Here is a 14,720-nt window from a genome sequence, read left to right as displayed (position 1 = left end):
CAATGACCACATCCTTACCCGATCACCTCCTGCCGCCGGGCTTTGATCAGCTATTGCTCGACGTGCTGGAATCGACGCCCCATGGCATGGATGAATTCACCCTGATCAAGCAGCTTGCCGCGGAGCATCCCGATTCGGTATTCGCCTCGCCCGGAGCGCTGCGTGACCCGTTGCGGCTGTTCCAGCTCCATTTTCTTCTGTTTCACAGCTTGTACCGGCTATCAGATCGGCTGGCTGCCTCCGGCCGGCAATTGCATATTCATGCACTGCGGATCGTAATCGAGCCTCGTGAGCCGGGCGCACCCGGGCTTGCGCTTAACGATCCACTGCGCAGCTATTATCTGGACTGGACCCAGTGGGCGACCACCCACGCGGACGATGTTCAGGCGCTGCTTGATAGCTTCTGGCGGGGCGGTGGTATCGATGACCACGAAGTGACCGCTGCTCTCGACTGTTTCGGACTGAAGAACCCGACCGATAGCGGAGAGATCAAGCGACGCTACCGCCAACTGGTCAGTCAGCATCACCCTGACAGAGGCGGCGACACAGAGCAGCTGCAAGCGATCAACGCAGCGATGCTAATTCTGGAACGCTATTACCGACCACGCTGAAGTCGCCAATCAGCCTAACCGGCCTGGTTTTCTCGCGAACATTTTTGACTATAGTCATGGCATGGGCATGCGACATTCCGTCACAGCCTTGGCCCGCGCGGGGCAGCGGCTTCCGCTGCAGGGCGAGAATAATAATCAGGAGGTCAGACCATGATCCATCACGTTGTGGGACTTTTCACCCATCCCGGGCAGGAATGGCGGGATATCAAGGGCGAAGAACGTTCTATCGGTCCCATGTATCTCATGCACGTACTGGTACTTGCCGCTATCCCGGTCGTCTCTGCCTACATCGGTACCACCCAGGTCGGGTGGGCGATTGGCACCATCGAGCCGGTGCGCCTGACCCAGGCCAGCGCGATGTACATGACCGTGCTGTCCTATATCGCCATGCTTGCAGGTGTCGTCGTGATGGGCGCATTCATCCACTGGATGGCGCGCACCTATGATTCTACGCCAAGCTTCAACGACTGCCTGGTGTTTGCTGCCTACACTGCCACGCCCTTGTTCATCGCCGGCCTGTCGGCCTTGTATCCGAACCTGTGGTTGGCCATGGTGGTTGGCACCGCAGCGATCTCGTACACCGTGTACCTGCTCTATCAGGGCATCCCGATCTTCATGGATATCCCCAGTGAAGAAGGCTTCCTGTTTTCCAGCTCCATTCTCGCGGTCGGTCTCGTCGTGCTGGTCGGCATGATGGCCACAGCGGTTATCTTCTGGGGCTTTGGCATTGGTCCGGTGTATCTGCGCTAAGCCTCTCGCTACTTTTCCGCGGTAACGCAACGCCCCTTGTCGGCCCGATGATGGCCGGCGGGGGGTGTTGTTTTTATGGCCGGGCTTTACGGGTAACATAGCGCCTTTCGATCTACCCGGATGTCCGCTGCCATGACCACCCTGAGTGTCAACCAGAACAAACTGCAGAAACGCCTGCGGCGCCTCACCGCGGAGGCGGTGACCGATTACAACATGATCGAGGAAGGCGACAAGATCATGGTGTGCCTGTCTGGTGGCAAGGACAGCTACACGATGCTGGACATGCTCATGCACCTGCAGAAGGTAGCTCCGGTTCGTTTCGAGCTGGTCGCGGTCAACATGGACCAGAAGCAACCTGGCTTCCCCGAAGATGTCCTGCCCGCCTATCTGGACCAGGTCGGAGTGCCGTACCACATCCTCGAGCGCGACACGTATTCGATCGTCAAGGAAAAGATCCCCGAAGGTAAGACGACCTGCTCACTGTGCTCGCGCCTGCGTCGTGGCAACCTTTACACCTTTGCCGACGAAATCGGCGCGAACAAGATGGCGCTGGGACATCACCGCGACGATATCGTCGAGACCTTCTTCCTCAACATGTTCTACGGTGGCAACCTCAAAGCCATGCCGCCCAAGCTGTTGTCCGACGACGGGCGCAACGTGGTGATCCGACCGCTCGCCTACTGCAACGAGAAGGACATTACCGCCTACGCGGCAATGCGCGAATTCCCCATCATTCCGTGCAACCTGTGTGGCTCGCAGGAGAATCTGCAGCGCAAGGTGGTCAAGCAGATGCTGCAAGGCTGGGAGCGGGAGACCCCCGGCCGTGTGGAAAACATTTTCCGTGCCCTGCGACACGTACAGCCATCACAACTGGCCGATAGCAGCCTGTTCGATTTCGCCAGTCTGAGGGTGGACGAACAGGCCGCGTCACGTTTCCTCAACGTCATGAATCTCTGATCGAAGCCGCCCTGATGCGCGATTACAGCTGGATGTATGAGTTCTGCCTGAACCGGTTCGGTTCACAGCAGGCGCTGGAAGAGCGGCTGCCGGTACCGGCTCAAGCCGACGCGCTTCGGTCGATGACGGATGATCGTTATCTGTCATTGATGGCGCTGCGCATCTTCCGCGCAGGGCTCAAGCACAGTCTTGTCGATGCCAAGTGGCCCGCCTTCGAGGAGGCCTTTTTCCGCTTCGACCCCGACAAGGTGGTGCTGATGAGCGGAGAGCATATCGAGCGGCTGATGCAGGACAAGCGATTGATCCGTCATCTTGGCAAGCTGCGAAGCGTGCCGCGTAATGCGCAGCTGATTCTCGACCTGCGCAAGGAATACGGCGGGGCGGGAGAGATGATCGCCAGCTGGCCGATTATCGAGATAGTCGGCCTATGGCAAGTACTGACTCGCCGCGGCAGCCAGCTGGGCGGGCTCTCCGCTCCTCGTTATCTGCGCATGGTCGGCAAGGATACCTTCGTGCCGACCAATGATGTGGTAGCGGCACTGGCTGCGCAGAAGATCGTCGATCGCGTACCCACCAGTCAACGCGATCTCGCGGCGGTACAGGACGCTTTCAATCACTGGCACGAGCAGAGCGGCCGCCCTATGTGTCAGCTGTCCTTGATGCTGGCGCATACCGTCAATCATTGAGCCAGCACTAATGGATGGCCAGAGCTTGACCCGGGCAGGTTCGTAAGGCACTGTTTTGCCAACGACTTTCTGGCTGGGGTGAGGGAATGATTTCCGGGTTTCGGCTATATGCGGGCATTGGCATGATGGCAATCCTTGTCGGCTGCGCGAGCTCACCCAGGCCGGTCATCGACGTCGCCGCAGAGGCTCCGGTGACACGGTCCCCAGCCTCGACCTCCCGCGACGACGTTCTGTTCGAGGCCTTCAGCCACGTTGGCACGCCTTATCGTTACGGCGGCTCTTCGCCCAGTACCGGGTTCGATTGCAGCGGCCTGATCCACTACGTCTACAACAGGGCCGCCGGCATTACGCTTCCGCGCACGACATCGGGTCTGTATTCCTTGCAATCGGCCAATCCCAAGGCACCGCTGCAGCCTGGCGACCTGCTGTTGTTCGCTACCAGCGGACGCAAGGTTAACCACGCCGGTATCTACGTGGGGGAGGGCCGTTTTCTGCACGCTCCCAGCTCCGGTGGACGAGTCCGGGTCGACAGCCTGCATGCCGGCTACTGGCAGCGCAGTTATCTGGGCTCGCGCCGCGTTCTGGATTGAGTCTCCAATCCACACATCACGAGATTGTCATCGCCCCGCCATCGGAGCTTAACGAACAGCGCCTACCTTTTGCATAGCGAACCGTAATAAAGCGGCCGCTTATATTGCAGAAGGTGATCCAATGACACCAAATGCCGACATCATTCTTTCCGTCGACGGGCTGAATGTTACCTATCCCGGAAATGTTCGAGCACTGGCCGACACCTCGGTGGCGTTTCGCAAGGGTCAGTTCACCGTGCTGCTCGGATTATCGGGTGCGGGAAAATCGACTCTGCTTCGGTCGCTTAATGGGCTCGTCAAACCGACTGCAGGGCATGTCGAGGCGCAGGGGATTGGCCGGCTGAGTTCTGCGGCTTTGATCCGTCGTCACCGACGTGCCACCGCGATGGTGTTTCAGCACCATCAGCTGCTGCATAGAAAGACGGCGCTAGCCAACGTTCTGACCGGTCGCCTAGCCTATCACTCAACCTTGCGGTCGCTGGTTCCACTCCCACGTGAAGATCAGGAGCTGGCGCTGCATTGCCTCGAACGGGTAGGCCTGGCAGACAAGGCTCTAAGCCGCGTCGACCAGCTATCCGGGGGCCAGCAACAGCGAGTCGGTATCGCCAGGGCGCTTGCCCAGAAGCCCCGGATCATTCTTGCAGACGAACCCGTAGCCAGCCTAGATCCTTCTACCTCCGAACGGGTCCTGGCGCTGCTGCAGCGCGTTTGTCGGGAAGACGGCATCACCGCCATCGTGTCCCTGCACCAGCTTGACTATGCGCAACGCTTCGCTGATCGAATCATCGGCCTCGCCGATGCGCATGTTGTGTTTGACGCTGCCCCAGCGGCGCTCGACCGATCGCAACTGGCGCGCATTTACCCTGACTACGCCGCACCCTCGCAACACTCCCAATCCCATGCTGCACCGGCCGATGCGTCTCAACGTGCGCCGGGCCTAACCCTGGAGACTGCCCGATGAAACTGCTTGCCTCGTTGGTGACTACCTTATTGATCGCGATTGGCTTGCCGTCGCTGGCACAGGCCGCTGAGAGCGATCCGGACACATTGAAAGTCGCTCTTTTGCCCGATGAGAACGCTTCAGAACTGATCAAGCGTAACCAGCCTTTGAAGGACTATCTGGAGAAGTCGCTGGACAAGAACGTCGAACTGATCGTGACAACCGATTATTCATCAATGATCGAGGCGATGCGCTTCGGACGGATTGATCTGGCTTATTTCGGTCCGCTGTCCTACGTCATGGCCAAGAGCAAAAGCGATATCGAGCCGTTTGCGGCCATGGTGGTAGACGGCAAGCCAACCTATCGTTCGGTGATCATCGCCAACGCCGAGTCCGGCATCTCCGAATACGCCGATATCCAAGGCCGCAAGGTCGCCTACGGCGACCGTGCGTCCACCTCCAGCCACCTGATTCCCAAGACTGTGTTGCTCGAGACGGCAGGGCTGAAGGCGGGCGACGATTACGAGCAGCATTTCGTCGGCTCGCATGATTCGGTCGCGGTCAACGTCGCCAATGGCAACGCCGATGCTGGCGGGCTTTCGGAAGTCATTTTCGGCCACGTGACCGAGCGCGGCTTGGTCGACCCGAAGAAAGTAAAAGTGCTTGGCTATAGCGAGGAGTACCCCCAATACCCCTGGGCGATGCGCTCTAATCTGGACGCCGATCTCAAGCAGCGCATTCGCGACAGCTTTTTGAATATCAACGACCCGGAGGTCCTCAAGAACTTCAAGGCCGAGAGCTTTGCACCGATTTCGGACAGCGACTACGACGTGATCCGCGAGATGGGTTCGCTGCTGGGGCTGGATTTCGCAACGATGTGAGGAGTAGCTCATGAACACCGATACTCATCCTGCTGCCATCAGCGCAGCCAGTCGCGAGGACGTATTGAAGCGTTACGCCAGTGGTTGGACCCAGGGCGCGCTGCAGGTCGCCGGGCTGGTGCTGATCGTCCTGATCGCCGCCTGGTACGTTGGACTGCTGGACGGCAGCGTATTGCTCGATGGTCTGCCGTCGATCGGTACGCTGATGGCGGAGTCCTTCCCACCGGATTTCAGCAATGCGCTGAGCTGGTGGGGACCGTTGCTGGATACGCTGGCCATGAGCATCGCCGGCACGGCGATCGCAGTGATCTTTTCGCTTGGGCTGGCTTTTCTGGCTGCACGCAACACGTCGCCACACCCGGTAGTGTTTCACGTCACGCGGACCTTGCTCAATGCGCTGCGCTCGGTACCGGAACTGATCATGGGCATCATCTTCGTCGCCGCGGTGGGTTTTGGCGCGTTGCCGGGTGTGCTGGCGCTAGGGCTGCATTCGATCGGTATGGTCGGCAAATTCTTCGCTGAAGCCATCGAGCATGTCGATGAAGCTCCGGTTGAAGCTGCCCGAGCGGCCGGGGCAACGCCACTGCAGGTTCTATGGCACGCAGTGCTGCCGCAGGTCACACCGCAGTTCGCCGACGTCGCTATCTATCGCTGGGAATACAACTTCCGCGCGTCAACCGTCATGGGGATGGTCGGCGCGGGTGGTATCGGCTTCGAGCTGATGGGATCGCTGCGGATCATGCAGTACCAGGAGGTCAGCGCGATCCTACTGGTCATCCTGCTGATGGTCACCATCGTCGACGGTATCAGTGGCCACCTGCGCAAGCGCTTTAAGTAAACAGGAGCACACATGAAACCGACCGTTGTACTGACTCATCGCGTCCATGACTCGGTCCTCGCGATGCTGTCCCAACACTGCCGGGTCGTGGCCAACCAGTCGCCAGACACGCTCGATCGTGCTGAGGTGATCGCACGCTGCCGCGATGCAGACGCGCTGATGGCGTTCATGCCGGATTTCGTCGATGCCCAGTTCTTGCAAGCCGCACCTCGGCTGAAAGTCGTAGGCGCTGCACTGAAAGGCTACGACAACTTTGACCTACGGGCTTTCGATGAAGCAGGAGTGTGGCTGAGCTTCGTTCCGGATTTGCTGACCATTCCCACTGCGGAACTGGCGATCGGTCTGACCATCGGCCTGGCACGGCATGTACGGGCAGCCGACGCCCACGTGCGTTCGGGCAGTTTCAGGGGCTGGCAGCCGCAGTTCTACGGCAAGGGTATCGCCGGTTCGATCGTAGGTATCCTGGGTATGGGAGCCATTGGCAAAGCGGTCGCCGAGCGGCTCGGGGGTTGGGGCGCGCAGCTGCATTACGCCGATCACCAGGGGCTGGATCGCGAGCGCGAGAGTCGCCTGGATGTATCGCGCGTGTCGATCGAGCAACTGCTTGCGCGCTCCGACATTGTCATTCTGGCGCTGGCTTTGAGTTCGGAAACACTGCACGTCATCAACGACGGCAGCCTGAAAGGGGTCAAACCCGGAGCTCTGTTGATCAATCCGTGCCGTGGATCGATCGTCGACGAAGACGCGGTGCTCGCAGCGCTGGAAAGCGGATCGCTAGGCGGGTACGCAGCGGACGTATTCGAGATGGAAGACTGGGCACGAACCGATCGGCCGCGTCAGATATCGCCTTCGTTGCTGGCGCATCCGGCTACCTTGTTCAGCGCTCATATCGGCTCCGCCGTCAGCGAGGTTCGCGAAGCGATCGAGATGCGCGCGGCACAGAACATCCTCGCTGTGCTGCAGGGCCGCGTGCCGCTGGACCCTGCCAATTCGCCTGGTTCTGCAAGCCGTATTACATGCTGAATCCTACCTGGCTCAAAACGCTGGTGACGCTGCTACGTGAAGGCAGTTTTCAGAGGGCCGCCAAACGGCTCGGCATTGCGCAACCGACGGTTTCGTTGCACTTGAAGAAGCTTGAAGAGCAGGTCGGCGCGCAGCTGGTGGAGCGCGGCCGGGCAGGCTGTCGGCCAACCGCGCGGGCCGAGCTACTGCTGCCCTATGCGGAGCAGTTGGTCATGTTGAACGAACGAGCCTTGCAGGCGTTGCGCGCGGAGGTGGAGCGCGTCGGCGCGAGCTCCAACGTCGGCACCTACCTGTTGCCGCCGCTGATCCGGACCTTTCTCGATGACGGCCGGGTAGGGCAGTTGGAGCTGAATGTCGCGTCCAATCCCGACACCGTCAGCAAGCTGTTAACCGGGGAGATAGATATTGCCGTGACCGAATGGTGGGAGCCGGTCCCCGGTTTTATCAGTCGCCCTTGGCGGTATGAGCCTTTGGTGCTGATTGTTCCGGCGGAACACGAACTTGCACACGCTGGCGCCATTTCCCTGGAACATATCAGCGGGTTCGACATGCTCGGTGGCGAGCCTGGTAGTGGTACGGGGCGTTTGCTTACTGCCTACTTCGGGAAACACGGTGTGCCACGCGTCTCGATGCATTTGGGAAACACCGAGGCGGTGAAGGAGGCCGTCAAGGCCGGGCTGGGTATCTCCATCGTGCTTGCGTCTGCCGTGGCCAGAGAGGTGCAGGATGGCTCGTTGTGTGCAGTGCCGTTGCAGGGCTTGGGCAAGCAACTGATGGTCGCCTGGAGAGACCGTGGCTTTCGCCGTCCCGCGATGCCGAAGTTCGTGCACCATCTAATGGAATCGACGATCGGCGCTGGCCGGCTTTCGCAGTAGCACCACGTCAGGCTGAAGAATGGTCAGCTCGGCGTCCAATGCCTCAGCCAACCATTTGAAGGTAGCTTCGCTGAAAAACGCGATGTGTGTCGGGTCGTTCTTGTAATGCCAGTGCGCAAAGGCGTCACGGTCACGGACGCGTTTGGTCATGATGCCGAGCCAGCCGCCGGGCTTTACCAGTCGCCACAATCTCTCCAATTCCTTCCGCGGGTGGGCGAGATGCTCGATCACCTCGGTTGCCGTGATGAAATCGTAGCGACTTTCGAGGGTACTCGCGTCGGGATGATAGAAGAGGTCGTAGAGCGCTACCGAGTGGCCGCGCTCTTCCAGCATTGCGGCGAGGGCAGGGCCTGGGCCGCAGCCAAAGTCCAGCCCATGGCTGTGTGGCGGCAGGCGGTCCAGAAGCGGAGTGGCTAGCCGTGAAAGGAACTGGCGGTATCCTGGGTCCTCTGGGTCGTTCTGATGCAGCTCATACTCGGCATGCTCCTGCCCTGGATCGAGATGCCAGGGTGGCGGCACGTGCACCAATGCGCAGGTTTGGCATTGAAGGTAGCTGCGACGGTCGCGGAAGTACTCGGCTGAGTGAGCGCCGCATAGCGGGCAAGGCGAAGCGGGAGCCGTTTGATTCATTGCCCGGCTACGCGCAGCAGGGTGATCCAGTTGTAGGTGGCGTGGGCCAGCACGCAGAACCAGAGCTGATCGTAGCGCCAGCGCAGCCAGCCGAGGAACAGGCCGAGCAGACCGATGACGAGTACGCCGCCTGGACTGTAGAAGCTGTGTAGCAGCGAGAAAATCAGCGTGGTCGCGGGCAGCGCAACCAACAGGCCGGGGCGTGTACGCTGTAATGCCCGGAACAGCCAGCCGCGAAACACCCATTCCTCCGCCATGGGCACCCAGATTACGGCGATCAACAGTGCCGTGACGAAACGTCCGCCAGCGAGATCCAGCAAAGGGGTTATCGCCTGCGGAGCCGCTTCGCTCTCGGGCATGATGCCGCGCTGCGGCAGGCGAATATCGAGCCAGTCGGCCAGTGGATCGGCCAGCCAGACCATGGCGATCGCGCCGGCTATGGCGATCAGTGCGCCCCGCAATCGCCAGCCCGTACCGAACATCCATCTTAGCGTTGCGCTAGGCTGATACAGCCGTGCCAACGCCAGGCTCCCGAGCAGAATCACGCCGGCGAATAGCGCATCGAGCAAGAGGAATTGTGTATCGATGTGGAAGTGGTGACCGACGTGGCGCATCAGCCAGCCGGCGATCTGATGGGCGAGCATACCCAGCGCGGCATAACCGATGGCCAGACGCAGCAGAATCAGCGCGTCATCGAAGGCTGATCGGCTGGGGTCCGGTAGTGCAACGAAACGGCGCATGCGCGTCAGAGAGGACGGAGGCGGTCGGCAATCCGGCCACTCTCGGTCAGCTCGAGGAACTCGTCACCGAGCCTGCGGCTGGCGTCCATCGCCTTGCGCCAGTAGTTCTCCCGGGTGGCGTCGTCGCCTACGAAACGGGTGAAGTCCTTTCGGTCCGGCAGCTTGCCGTACGGCAGCGCGCTCAGATAGTCCTTCGACGGAGCCAGTAGCAGTACATCTTTCAATTGCTCGCGGTTCCCGCGTCGCCAGGGCAGGGTCTTGTCGAACCAGCCCGGAACGACACGATCGACGAAATGCGGATACAACACCACACCGGGTGCCTGGTAGGGCAGGTCGAGATGGTAGTCGAGCAGCCCGCCGTCGCGGTATACCCCTGGCTCGCAACCGGGAATGTCGCGTACGGCTTCCATCACCATGGGAATCGAGCCGGACGCCAGTAGAGCCGGGCGCAGATTATCCGCGCGCAAGGCGACGTGACGGCTGGGAAAATCCTTGAGTTCAGCCAGGGGGGGCAGATCGCGCGGGTCATGCAGGATGATCCGCTCGAAATAGCGCTTCAGATAACGCCGACCGAGCAGATTGGCGCCGATGACGCCGCCCAGGCCCAGGCCGAGACGAGAACGCGTGTCATGCTGAAGCAGGCCCAGGCAGCCCACGACGACCACGTTCAGATGATAGAGCGGATTGTTCAGTAACTCGACGAAGCGGCCGTCGAGCAGCTGGTCGAGCATGTCGGCGCAGCGACGGCTGATCTCGGCAACGCTGATGCCCTTGGGAAAACGCTGAGTGGTGTAGAGTTCGCCGAGTTGCCTGATGCCCTCGACCGGGTCCGGTAGGCAGGCGGCTGCGAAGCGCCAGCTGCCAATCGATGCGCCAATCAGGCTGCGCGGCTGCGGTACCCGAGGCAGCCACTCTCCGAACAACGCCAGATCGAGACCCTGAATCCCAAGCGCCTTGGGCCCGCCAGCAGCGCCGGGGATCAAGTGAACGTCCGCCGGGCTCAGCCCTTTGTCGAGGATGTGCTCCAGAGCCTGCCGGCCTGCGCGTAGCGTGAGCGCTGGGTAGGGGACATGGATGGCGGTCATCAGGGTGCTCCTCGATCGTGTCGAGCGGCCGCTTTTAAGCTTGGCTTCAGCTTCGCGGTATAGGCTTCGAACGTGTCCAAAAAACCGGAGAGTTATACCATGAAAAAATTATTGCCGTTGCTGTTCCCCCTCCTGCTTGCCGTATCCGCCACCACCGTTCAGGCTGACGACGATGTTCGCCTCGATGAGGCGAATCGATTGATGCAGGAAGGGAAGATCCAGTCCTTTGACAGTCTTAACGAAAAGGCGCTCAAGGCGCGCGCTGGCGAAATTACCGACTCCGAGCTAGAGCAGGAGCATGGCCGCTATGTCTACAAAGTGGAGGTGCGCTATGCGCAGGGAGCGGATTGGGACCTCGAACTCGACGCAAGCAATGGCGAGATCCTCCAGAATCGGCAGGATGACTGAACGCATCAGTCCAGTTGTGTTCGCCCTGGCAGCGCTGGTGTCGCTGCCCTGGGCGGTGCACGCCGGGCGCGACGTGAGTCATGATGAAGCGCTGCGACTCGCCGAACAGGGCGAGTTGCGGCCTTTGCAATCGATCGTCGATGCGGCTCTGGCCCGCTATCCGGGCCGGCTGCTCGAAGCCGAACTGGAGCACGAGGATGGTGACTATCGGTACGAGATCGAAATCGTGACAAAGGATGGCCGTGTGACCGAGCTGGAGTTCGACGGCCGGACGGGCCGGCTTCTGGACGTGGACGAGGACGAGGACGACTGATGCGTCTGTTACTGGCTGAGGATAACGTCGCAATGGCCGATGCGCTTAGCTCGGTACTGCGCGAAGCCGGGTACGTCGTGGACTGGCGCGCCGATGGCCGCGATGTGCAGATGCTCGGCGGGATCGAGCCTTACGATCTATGTATCCTCGATCTCGGCTTGCCGGGCCGTAGCGGGCTCGATGTGTTGCGTGCCTGGCGCGCAGCAGGGCTCGCCCTGCCGGTACTCGTGCTGACGGCGCGAGGCAGTTGGAGCGAGAGGGTAGAGGGTCTGCGTGCGGGGGCCGATGATTATTTGCCCAAGCCCTTTCATAACGAAGAGCTGCTGTTGCGCATGCAGAACCTCGTGCGGCGCGCCCACGGCACGCTGCCCAGCCCACGTTTGATGGCTGCCGGGCTCGAGCTCGATGAGCAGACTCAGCAGGTCAGGCGCGGCGACGCGACCATTACGCTATCCGCTTCGGAGTTTCGTCTGCTGCGCTATTTCATGCTCAATGCCGGGCAGATACTCTCCAAGACGCGGCTCGCTGACCATCTCTACGACTACGACAATGAGCGCGACTCCAATGTGATCGAGGTGCTGGTAAACCACCTACGTCGCAAGTTGGGGCGCGATTGCATCGAGACGCGTCGGGGTCAGGGTTACGTGTTGGCAGGTTCGTCCAGGTGAACAGCATCGGGCGACAGCTGGGTACAGGATTGGTCGCGATCCTGCTGATTACCGTCATCTCGGTCGGGCAAGGCAGCGCATGGCTGTTCGACCGGGCACTACGCGGTTACCTCGAAGACGTTTTACAGCGGGAAATCGACAGTCTGCTCGCGGCACTGGAAATGGGACCTGACGGCTTGTATCTGGACCAGCTGCGTATCGATCCGGACTACCGCCGGCCGTTTTCCGGCCGCTATTTCGTAATTGATGCATCCGAGCGCTGGCGCTCGAGGTCTCTCTGGGACCAGCGGCTGCCGCTGGATGGCGAGGGTTTGCGCCCTGAGCTGGTCGATGGCCCACAGAATCAGCAGTTGTTGAGTCTCTCTGGACGCTACGTAGCGCACGGTGAGCCGCTTACGGTAACGGTGGCCCTGGACTACCGGCCGATGCTGCAGTCGCTGGCCCGGGCACGGTGGTGGGTCTGGGGCTTGGGCATGCTGGCCATTACGCTGAGCGTGGCGCTCCAGCAGGGCCTGCTGCAGCGTGCGCTGAGTCCTTTGCGCAGCGCACGGCAACAGCTTGCTGAATGGCGTAGCGGTCAGCGTGTCGCCCTCGACGAGAACGTACCGATCGAACTGCGTGCGCTGGTTTCGGAGATCAATCATTTGGGGCATCAGATCGAGGTGCTGCTCAAGCGTTCACGGAGCGCGGTGAGCGACCTGGGACATGGCCTGAAAACACCGCTCGCGGTGATCGAGTCAACGCTCGCGCGGCAGGCCGAAGGCCAGAACCCCATGGCTATCGAACTGATGCGCGAACAGGTCACGGCCATGCGTGGCCAGTTGCAACGGGCGCTGCAGCGGGCGCACCTGGCACCGGAGCGCAAGGCTGGGGACTGGCTCGACCCCGCCCGTGACCTGCCTTGGCTGATTGCCTCGCTTTCCATGGCGCACGACGATCGAGTCGCGATTTCGCTGGCGGGGGACAGTGACCAGCCATGGCCGTTCGATCGCGATGACATGCTCGAGCTGCTCGGCAACCTGCTCGACAATGCCTGTAAGTGGGCAGGCGGGGCGGCCACGTTGCGCTGGCGCGCTGGAGCGCAGGTGTTCGAGTTGAGTGTCGAAGACGACGGACCAGGCCTGAGCTCTGATGAACGTAGCGCGGCACTGGGGCGGGGCAGCCGACTCGACGAAAGCGTCGAAGGGCAGGGACTCGGGCTGGCCATCGTCAAGGACCTGGTCGAGGCATACCACGGCAGCCTGAGCCTGGAGCAGGCTGAAACCGGCGGGCTGCTAGTGATCGTTCGGCTCCCCTGTCACCCGTCGGACTAGATATGGGCGATATCGATATCCACCAGCAACAAATGGCGGCTGTCATCAATGAACAACCCTGACGTCATGCAGTACTGGTTGGTGGTAGCGTCGCGGTAACGATTGGACAGTATGACTCGGCTGTCTTCGCCAGCTTCAGCCAGGATCTGATAGAAGTAAGGGCGCCAGGACCAGTTGTGGTCCAGGTATCTCGGATCGGCTCGCCAGTGCCGGTCAATCCATTCGTAGTTGGGCGATATCTGCGTGCCATGAGCGTCGCAGAGAAAACAGCGAATGAGCCAAGGGTAGCGCTTGGGGGAGGGCAGTCTGGTCGGCTGCGCTCCGGTAGCCAGCCACTCCCGCAGCTCGGCGAAAAGCTGCGCCAGCGAGCGGCGCAGGGTCGCAAGCTTGGCGCGTTCAGCGAGTTTCTCACTGACGTAATGATCACGCATGGTCGAGAACTTCGCTTGCACGGCGTCGTCCGGAAGAAAGTTCTCCTCGGGCCTGGCGAACAGGTATCCCTGTACGTAGCGGGCACCGCACTCCAACGCGAAATGCAGTTCAGCTTCGGTTTCCACTCCCTCGGCGATGATCCAGCAACCGCTCTTTTCAGCCATCAACGCCAAGGCTCGGACGAAGTCCCCGCTATTGCCTGTTCCGCTGGCCGCCTTGCGGAATAGCTGGATATCCAGTTTGAGAATATCCGGCTCGAGCGCAAGCACCCTATCGAGCATCGAATAGCCTGCGCCGAAATCGTCAATGGCAATGCGAATGCCGGCCTGACGATACCGCTGCACGACATCTTTCAATTGATGGATGTCGCCCTGCAGTTCGGTAATCTCGAATACCACCTGTTCCGGTGGCAAACCTATTTCCGCCATCAGCGCGAGACTCGGAAGCGGCGTGCCTGGCTCCAGACGGCTGACCCAAAGCGGTGAGATGTTCAGGCTGAGAAAGCCTGCCGGGTTGTCCCGAAAGCTCTCCAGTGCCATACGGCGGATAGTGCGATCAAGCTCCAGCAGGTCGTCAGGATCCACCTGCGGATCCGTGAACAGGGGACCGGCACTGCGCACGTCGCCGTTATCGTCGCGCAAGCGGGCGAGTGCCTCGTACCCGGCAATCCGGCCGGTAGCTGTATCGATCAATGGCTGAAAATAGGGCAGCGCATGGCCGTCGATCACAAGTTTCTCCTTTTGAGCAATTGCCGACACGCAGATGCAAGATTGTAGCCAAGCGATCGCGAGTGCGCTCCGGTGCGTCGTCCTGTCGGTCGGGCGCTGTGTGGATGGGCACATCCTGAACCATGAACCAGCATGGGGCACCGTTTCGTTTCGATTGGTACGCTGATTGCACTGTATTGGTGACGGCTTGCGTGTAGTCGCGCTGCGCTGGTGCAGGCGCGACGTATCGGCTCGCCGAGTGGGCGCGCAAGT

The 14,720-nt window shown here is 60.8% G+C and carries 18 protein-coding genes; 14 read left to right on the top strand and 4 right to left on the bottom strand.

The genetic code is table 11. The annotated features are described in order from the left end of the window. The first annotated feature begins 2 nt into the window (after positions 1 to 2). The 10 genes from BLT85_RS07940 (at position 3) to BLT85_RS07895 (ending at position 8,151) form a co-directional block, all read left to right on the top strand. Complete coding sequence (locus BLT85_RS07940; RefSeq protein WP_093392913.1) at positions 3 to 611, top strand: DNA-J related domain-containing protein; 609 nt, start codon at positions 3 to 5, stop codon at positions 609 to 611. A 150-nt stretch (positions 612 to 761) separates the two neighbouring features. Further along, a complete protein-coding gene (locus BLT85_RS07935; protein ID WP_093392911.1) occupies positions 762 to 1,361 on the top strand; it encodes a Yip1 family protein in 600 nt (199 codons plus the stop codon). A gap of 132 nt (positions 1,362 to 1,493) precedes the next feature. Beyond that, entirely contained in the window at positions 1,494 to 2,318 is an 825-nt protein-coding gene (gene ttcA / locus BLT85_RS07930; RefSeq protein WP_093392909.1) for a tRNA 2-thiocytidine(32) synthetase TtcA, read from the top strand. A gap of 14 nt (positions 2,319 to 2,332) precedes the next feature. Then, positions 2,333 to 3,004 (top strand): DNA-3-methyladenine glycosylase I, encoded by a 672-nt coding sequence (locus BLT85_RS07925; protein ID WP_093392907.1) that lies wholly within the window; start codon positions 2,333 to 2,335, stop codon positions 3,002 to 3,004. A gap of 122 nt (positions 3,005 to 3,126) precedes the next feature. Continuing rightward, the gene (locus BLT85_RS07920) at positions 3,127 to 3,594 is read left to right on the top strand and encodes a C40 family peptidase (RefSeq protein ID WP_093397530.1); all 468 of its coding nucleotides are present in this window, start codon (positions 3,127 to 3,129) and stop codon (positions 3,592 to 3,594) included. Between the two features lie 121 nt (positions 3,595 to 3,715). Continuing rightward, positions 3,716 to 4,555 carry a phosphonate ABC transporter ATP-binding protein gene (phnC, locus tag BLT85_RS07915; protein WP_093392905.1) on the top strand — a complete coding sequence of 280 codons (840 nt, stop codon included), beginning with the start codon at positions 3,716 to 3,718 and terminating at the stop codon, positions 4,553 to 4,555. Then, positions 4,552 to 5,415, top strand: a complete 864-nt coding sequence (gene phnD, locus BLT85_RS07910) for a phosphate/phosphite/phosphonate ABC transporter substrate-binding protein (RefSeq protein ID WP_093392903.1) — start codon at positions 4,552 to 4,554, stop codon at positions 5,413 to 5,415. Before phnC ends, phnD begins: the two co-directional genes overlap by 4 nt. Positions 5,416 to 5,425: 10 nt before the next feature. Next, positions 5,426 to 6,253 carry a phosphonate ABC transporter, permease protein PhnE gene (gene phnE / locus BLT85_RS07905; protein ID WP_093392901.1) on the top strand — a complete coding sequence of 276 codons (828 nt, stop codon included), beginning with the start codon at positions 5,426 to 5,428 and terminating at the stop codon, positions 6,251 to 6,253. Positions 6,254 to 6,265: 12 nt separating this feature from the next. Next, complete coding sequence (locus BLT85_RS07900) at positions 6,266 to 7,276, top strand: phosphonate dehydrogenase (protein WP_093392899.1); 1,011 nt, start codon at positions 6,266 to 6,268, stop codon at positions 7,274 to 7,276. Next, a complete protein-coding gene (locus tag BLT85_RS07895) occupies positions 7,270 to 8,151 on the top strand; it encodes a LysR family transcriptional regulator (RefSeq protein ID WP_093392897.1) in 882 nt (293 codons plus the stop codon). The genes BLT85_RS07900 and BLT85_RS07895 overlap by 7 nt, the downstream gene beginning before the upstream one ends. Here BLT85_RS07895 and BLT85_RS07890 read toward each other — a convergent pair. The 3 genes from BLT85_RS07890 to BLT85_RS07880 are packed head-to-tail and all read right to left on the bottom strand — an operon-like array spanning position 8,110 to position 10,606. Further along, a complete protein-coding gene (locus tag BLT85_RS07890; protein WP_093392895.1) occupies positions 8,110 to 8,781 on the bottom strand; it encodes a class I SAM-dependent methyltransferase in 672 nt (223 codons plus the stop codon). The two genes, BLT85_RS07895 and BLT85_RS07890, sit on opposite strands and share 42 nt — an antisense overlap. After that, positions 8,778 to 9,521, bottom strand: coding sequence for a CPBP family intramembrane glutamic endopeptidase (locus tag BLT85_RS07885; protein WP_093392893.1), 744 nt, complete (start codon positions 9,519 to 9,521; stop codon positions 8,778 to 8,780). Before BLT85_RS07885 ends, BLT85_RS07890 begins: the two co-directional genes overlap by 4 nt. A 5-nt stretch (positions 9,522 to 9,526) precedes the next feature. Further along, positions 9,527 to 10,606, bottom strand: coding sequence for a hypothetical protein (locus tag BLT85_RS07880; protein WP_093392891.1), 1,080 nt, complete (start codon positions 10,604 to 10,606; stop codon positions 9,527 to 9,529). A 99-nt stretch (positions 10,607 to 10,705) separates the two neighbouring features. On the opposite strand from BLT85_RS07880, the gene BLT85_RS07875 reads away from it, so the two are divergent. The 4 genes from BLT85_RS07875 to BLT85_RS07860 are packed head-to-tail and all read left to right on the top strand — an operon-like array spanning position 10,706 to position 13,308. Beyond that, entirely contained in the window at positions 10,706 to 11,014 is a 309-nt protein-coding gene (locus tag BLT85_RS07875) for a PepSY domain-containing protein (protein WP_093392889.1), read from the top strand. After that, positions 11,007 to 11,327 carry a PepSY domain-containing protein gene (locus tag BLT85_RS07870; RefSeq protein WP_093392887.1) on the top strand — a complete coding sequence of 107 codons (321 nt, stop codon included), beginning with the start codon at positions 11,007 to 11,009 and terminating at the stop codon, positions 11,325 to 11,327. The genes BLT85_RS07875 and BLT85_RS07870 overlap by 8 nt, the downstream gene beginning before the upstream one ends. Beyond that, entirely contained in the window at positions 11,327 to 11,995 is a 669-nt protein-coding gene (locus tag BLT85_RS07865; RefSeq protein WP_093392885.1) for a response regulator transcription factor, read from the top strand. Before BLT85_RS07870 ends, BLT85_RS07865 begins: the two co-directional genes overlap by 1 nt. Further along, positions 11,992 to 13,308: a sensor histidine kinase gene (locus tag BLT85_RS07860; protein ID WP_093392883.1), complete on the top strand. Its 1,317-nt coding sequence runs from the start codon at positions 11,992 to 11,994 to the stop codon at positions 13,306 to 13,308. The genes BLT85_RS07865 and BLT85_RS07860 overlap by 4 nt, the downstream gene beginning before the upstream one ends. Here BLT85_RS07860 and BLT85_RS07855 read toward each other — a convergent pair. Beyond that, positions 13,305 to 14,468, bottom strand: coding sequence for an EAL domain-containing protein (locus tag BLT85_RS07855; protein ID WP_231701568.1), 1,164 nt, complete (start codon positions 14,466 to 14,468; stop codon positions 13,305 to 13,307). The two genes, BLT85_RS07860 and BLT85_RS07855, sit on opposite strands and share 4 nt — an antisense overlap. Between the last annotated feature and the right edge of the window lie 252 nt (positions 14,469 to 14,720).

Source organism: Halopseudomonas xinjiangensis, from assembly GCF_900104945.1.
GTDB classification, from domain to species: Bacteria; Pseudomonadota; Gammaproteobacteria; order Pseudomonadales; family Pseudomonadaceae; genus Halopseudomonas; species Halopseudomonas xinjiangensis.
This window is presented reverse-complemented; position numbering and strand designations above follow the sequence as displayed.

Excerpts from the sequence above, each read along its gene's own strand:
- BLT85_RS07940 (WP_093392913.1), top strand. The coding sequence starts at position 3 with ATGACCACATCCTTACCCGATCACCTCCTGCCGCCGGGCTTTGATCAG.
- BLT85_RS07935 (WP_093392911.1), top strand. The coding sequence starts at position 762 with ATGATCCATCACGTTGTGGGACTTTTCACCCATCCCGGGCAGGAATGG.
- ttcA (WP_093392909.1), top strand. The coding sequence starts at position 1,494 with ATGACCACCCTGAGTGTCAACCAGAACAAACTGCAGAAACGCCTGCGG.
- BLT85_RS07925 (WP_093392907.1), top strand. The coding sequence starts at position 2,333 with ATGCGCGATTACAGCTGGATGTATGAGTTCTGCCTGAACCGGTTCGGT.
- BLT85_RS07920 (WP_093397530.1), top strand. The coding sequence starts at position 3,127 with ATGATGGCAATCCTTGTCGGCTGCGCGAGCTCACCCAGGCCGGTCATC.
- phnC (WP_093392905.1), top strand. The coding sequence starts at position 3,716 with ATGACACCAAATGCCGACATCATTCTTTCCGTCGACGGGCTGAATGTT.
- phnD (WP_093392903.1), top strand. The coding sequence starts at position 4,552 with ATGAAACTGCTTGCCTCGTTGGTGACTACCTTATTGATCGCGATTGGC.
- phnE (WP_093392901.1), top strand. The coding sequence starts at position 5,426 with ATGAACACCGATACTCATCCTGCTGCCATCAGCGCAGCCAGTCGCGAG.
- BLT85_RS07900 (WP_093392899.1), top strand. The coding sequence starts at position 6,266 with ATGAAACCGACCGTTGTACTGACTCATCGCGTCCATGACTCGGTCCTC.
- BLT85_RS07895 (WP_093392897.1), top strand. The coding sequence starts at position 7,270 with ATGCTGAATCCTACCTGGCTCAAAACGCTGGTGACGCTGCTACGTGAA.
- BLT85_RS07890 (WP_093392895.1), bottom strand. The coding sequence starts at position 8,781 with ATGAATCAAACGGCTCCCGCTTCGCCTTGCCCGCTATGCGGCGCTCAC.
- BLT85_RS07885 (WP_093392893.1), bottom strand. The coding sequence starts at position 9,521 with ATGCGCCGTTTCGTTGCACTACCGGACCCCAGCCGATCAGCCTTCGAT.
- BLT85_RS07880 (WP_093392891.1), bottom strand. The coding sequence starts at position 10,606 with ATGACCGCCATCCATGTCCCCTACCCAGCGCTCACGCTACGCGCAGGC.
- BLT85_RS07875 (WP_093392889.1), top strand. The coding sequence starts at position 10,706 with ATGAAAAAATTATTGCCGTTGCTGTTCCCCCTCCTGCTTGCCGTATCC.
- BLT85_RS07870 (WP_093392887.1), top strand. The coding sequence starts at position 11,007 with ATGACTGAACGCATCAGTCCAGTTGTGTTCGCCCTGGCAGCGCTGGTG.
- BLT85_RS07865 (WP_093392885.1), top strand. The coding sequence starts at position 11,327 with ATGCGTCTGTTACTGGCTGAGGATAACGTCGCAATGGCCGATGCGCTT.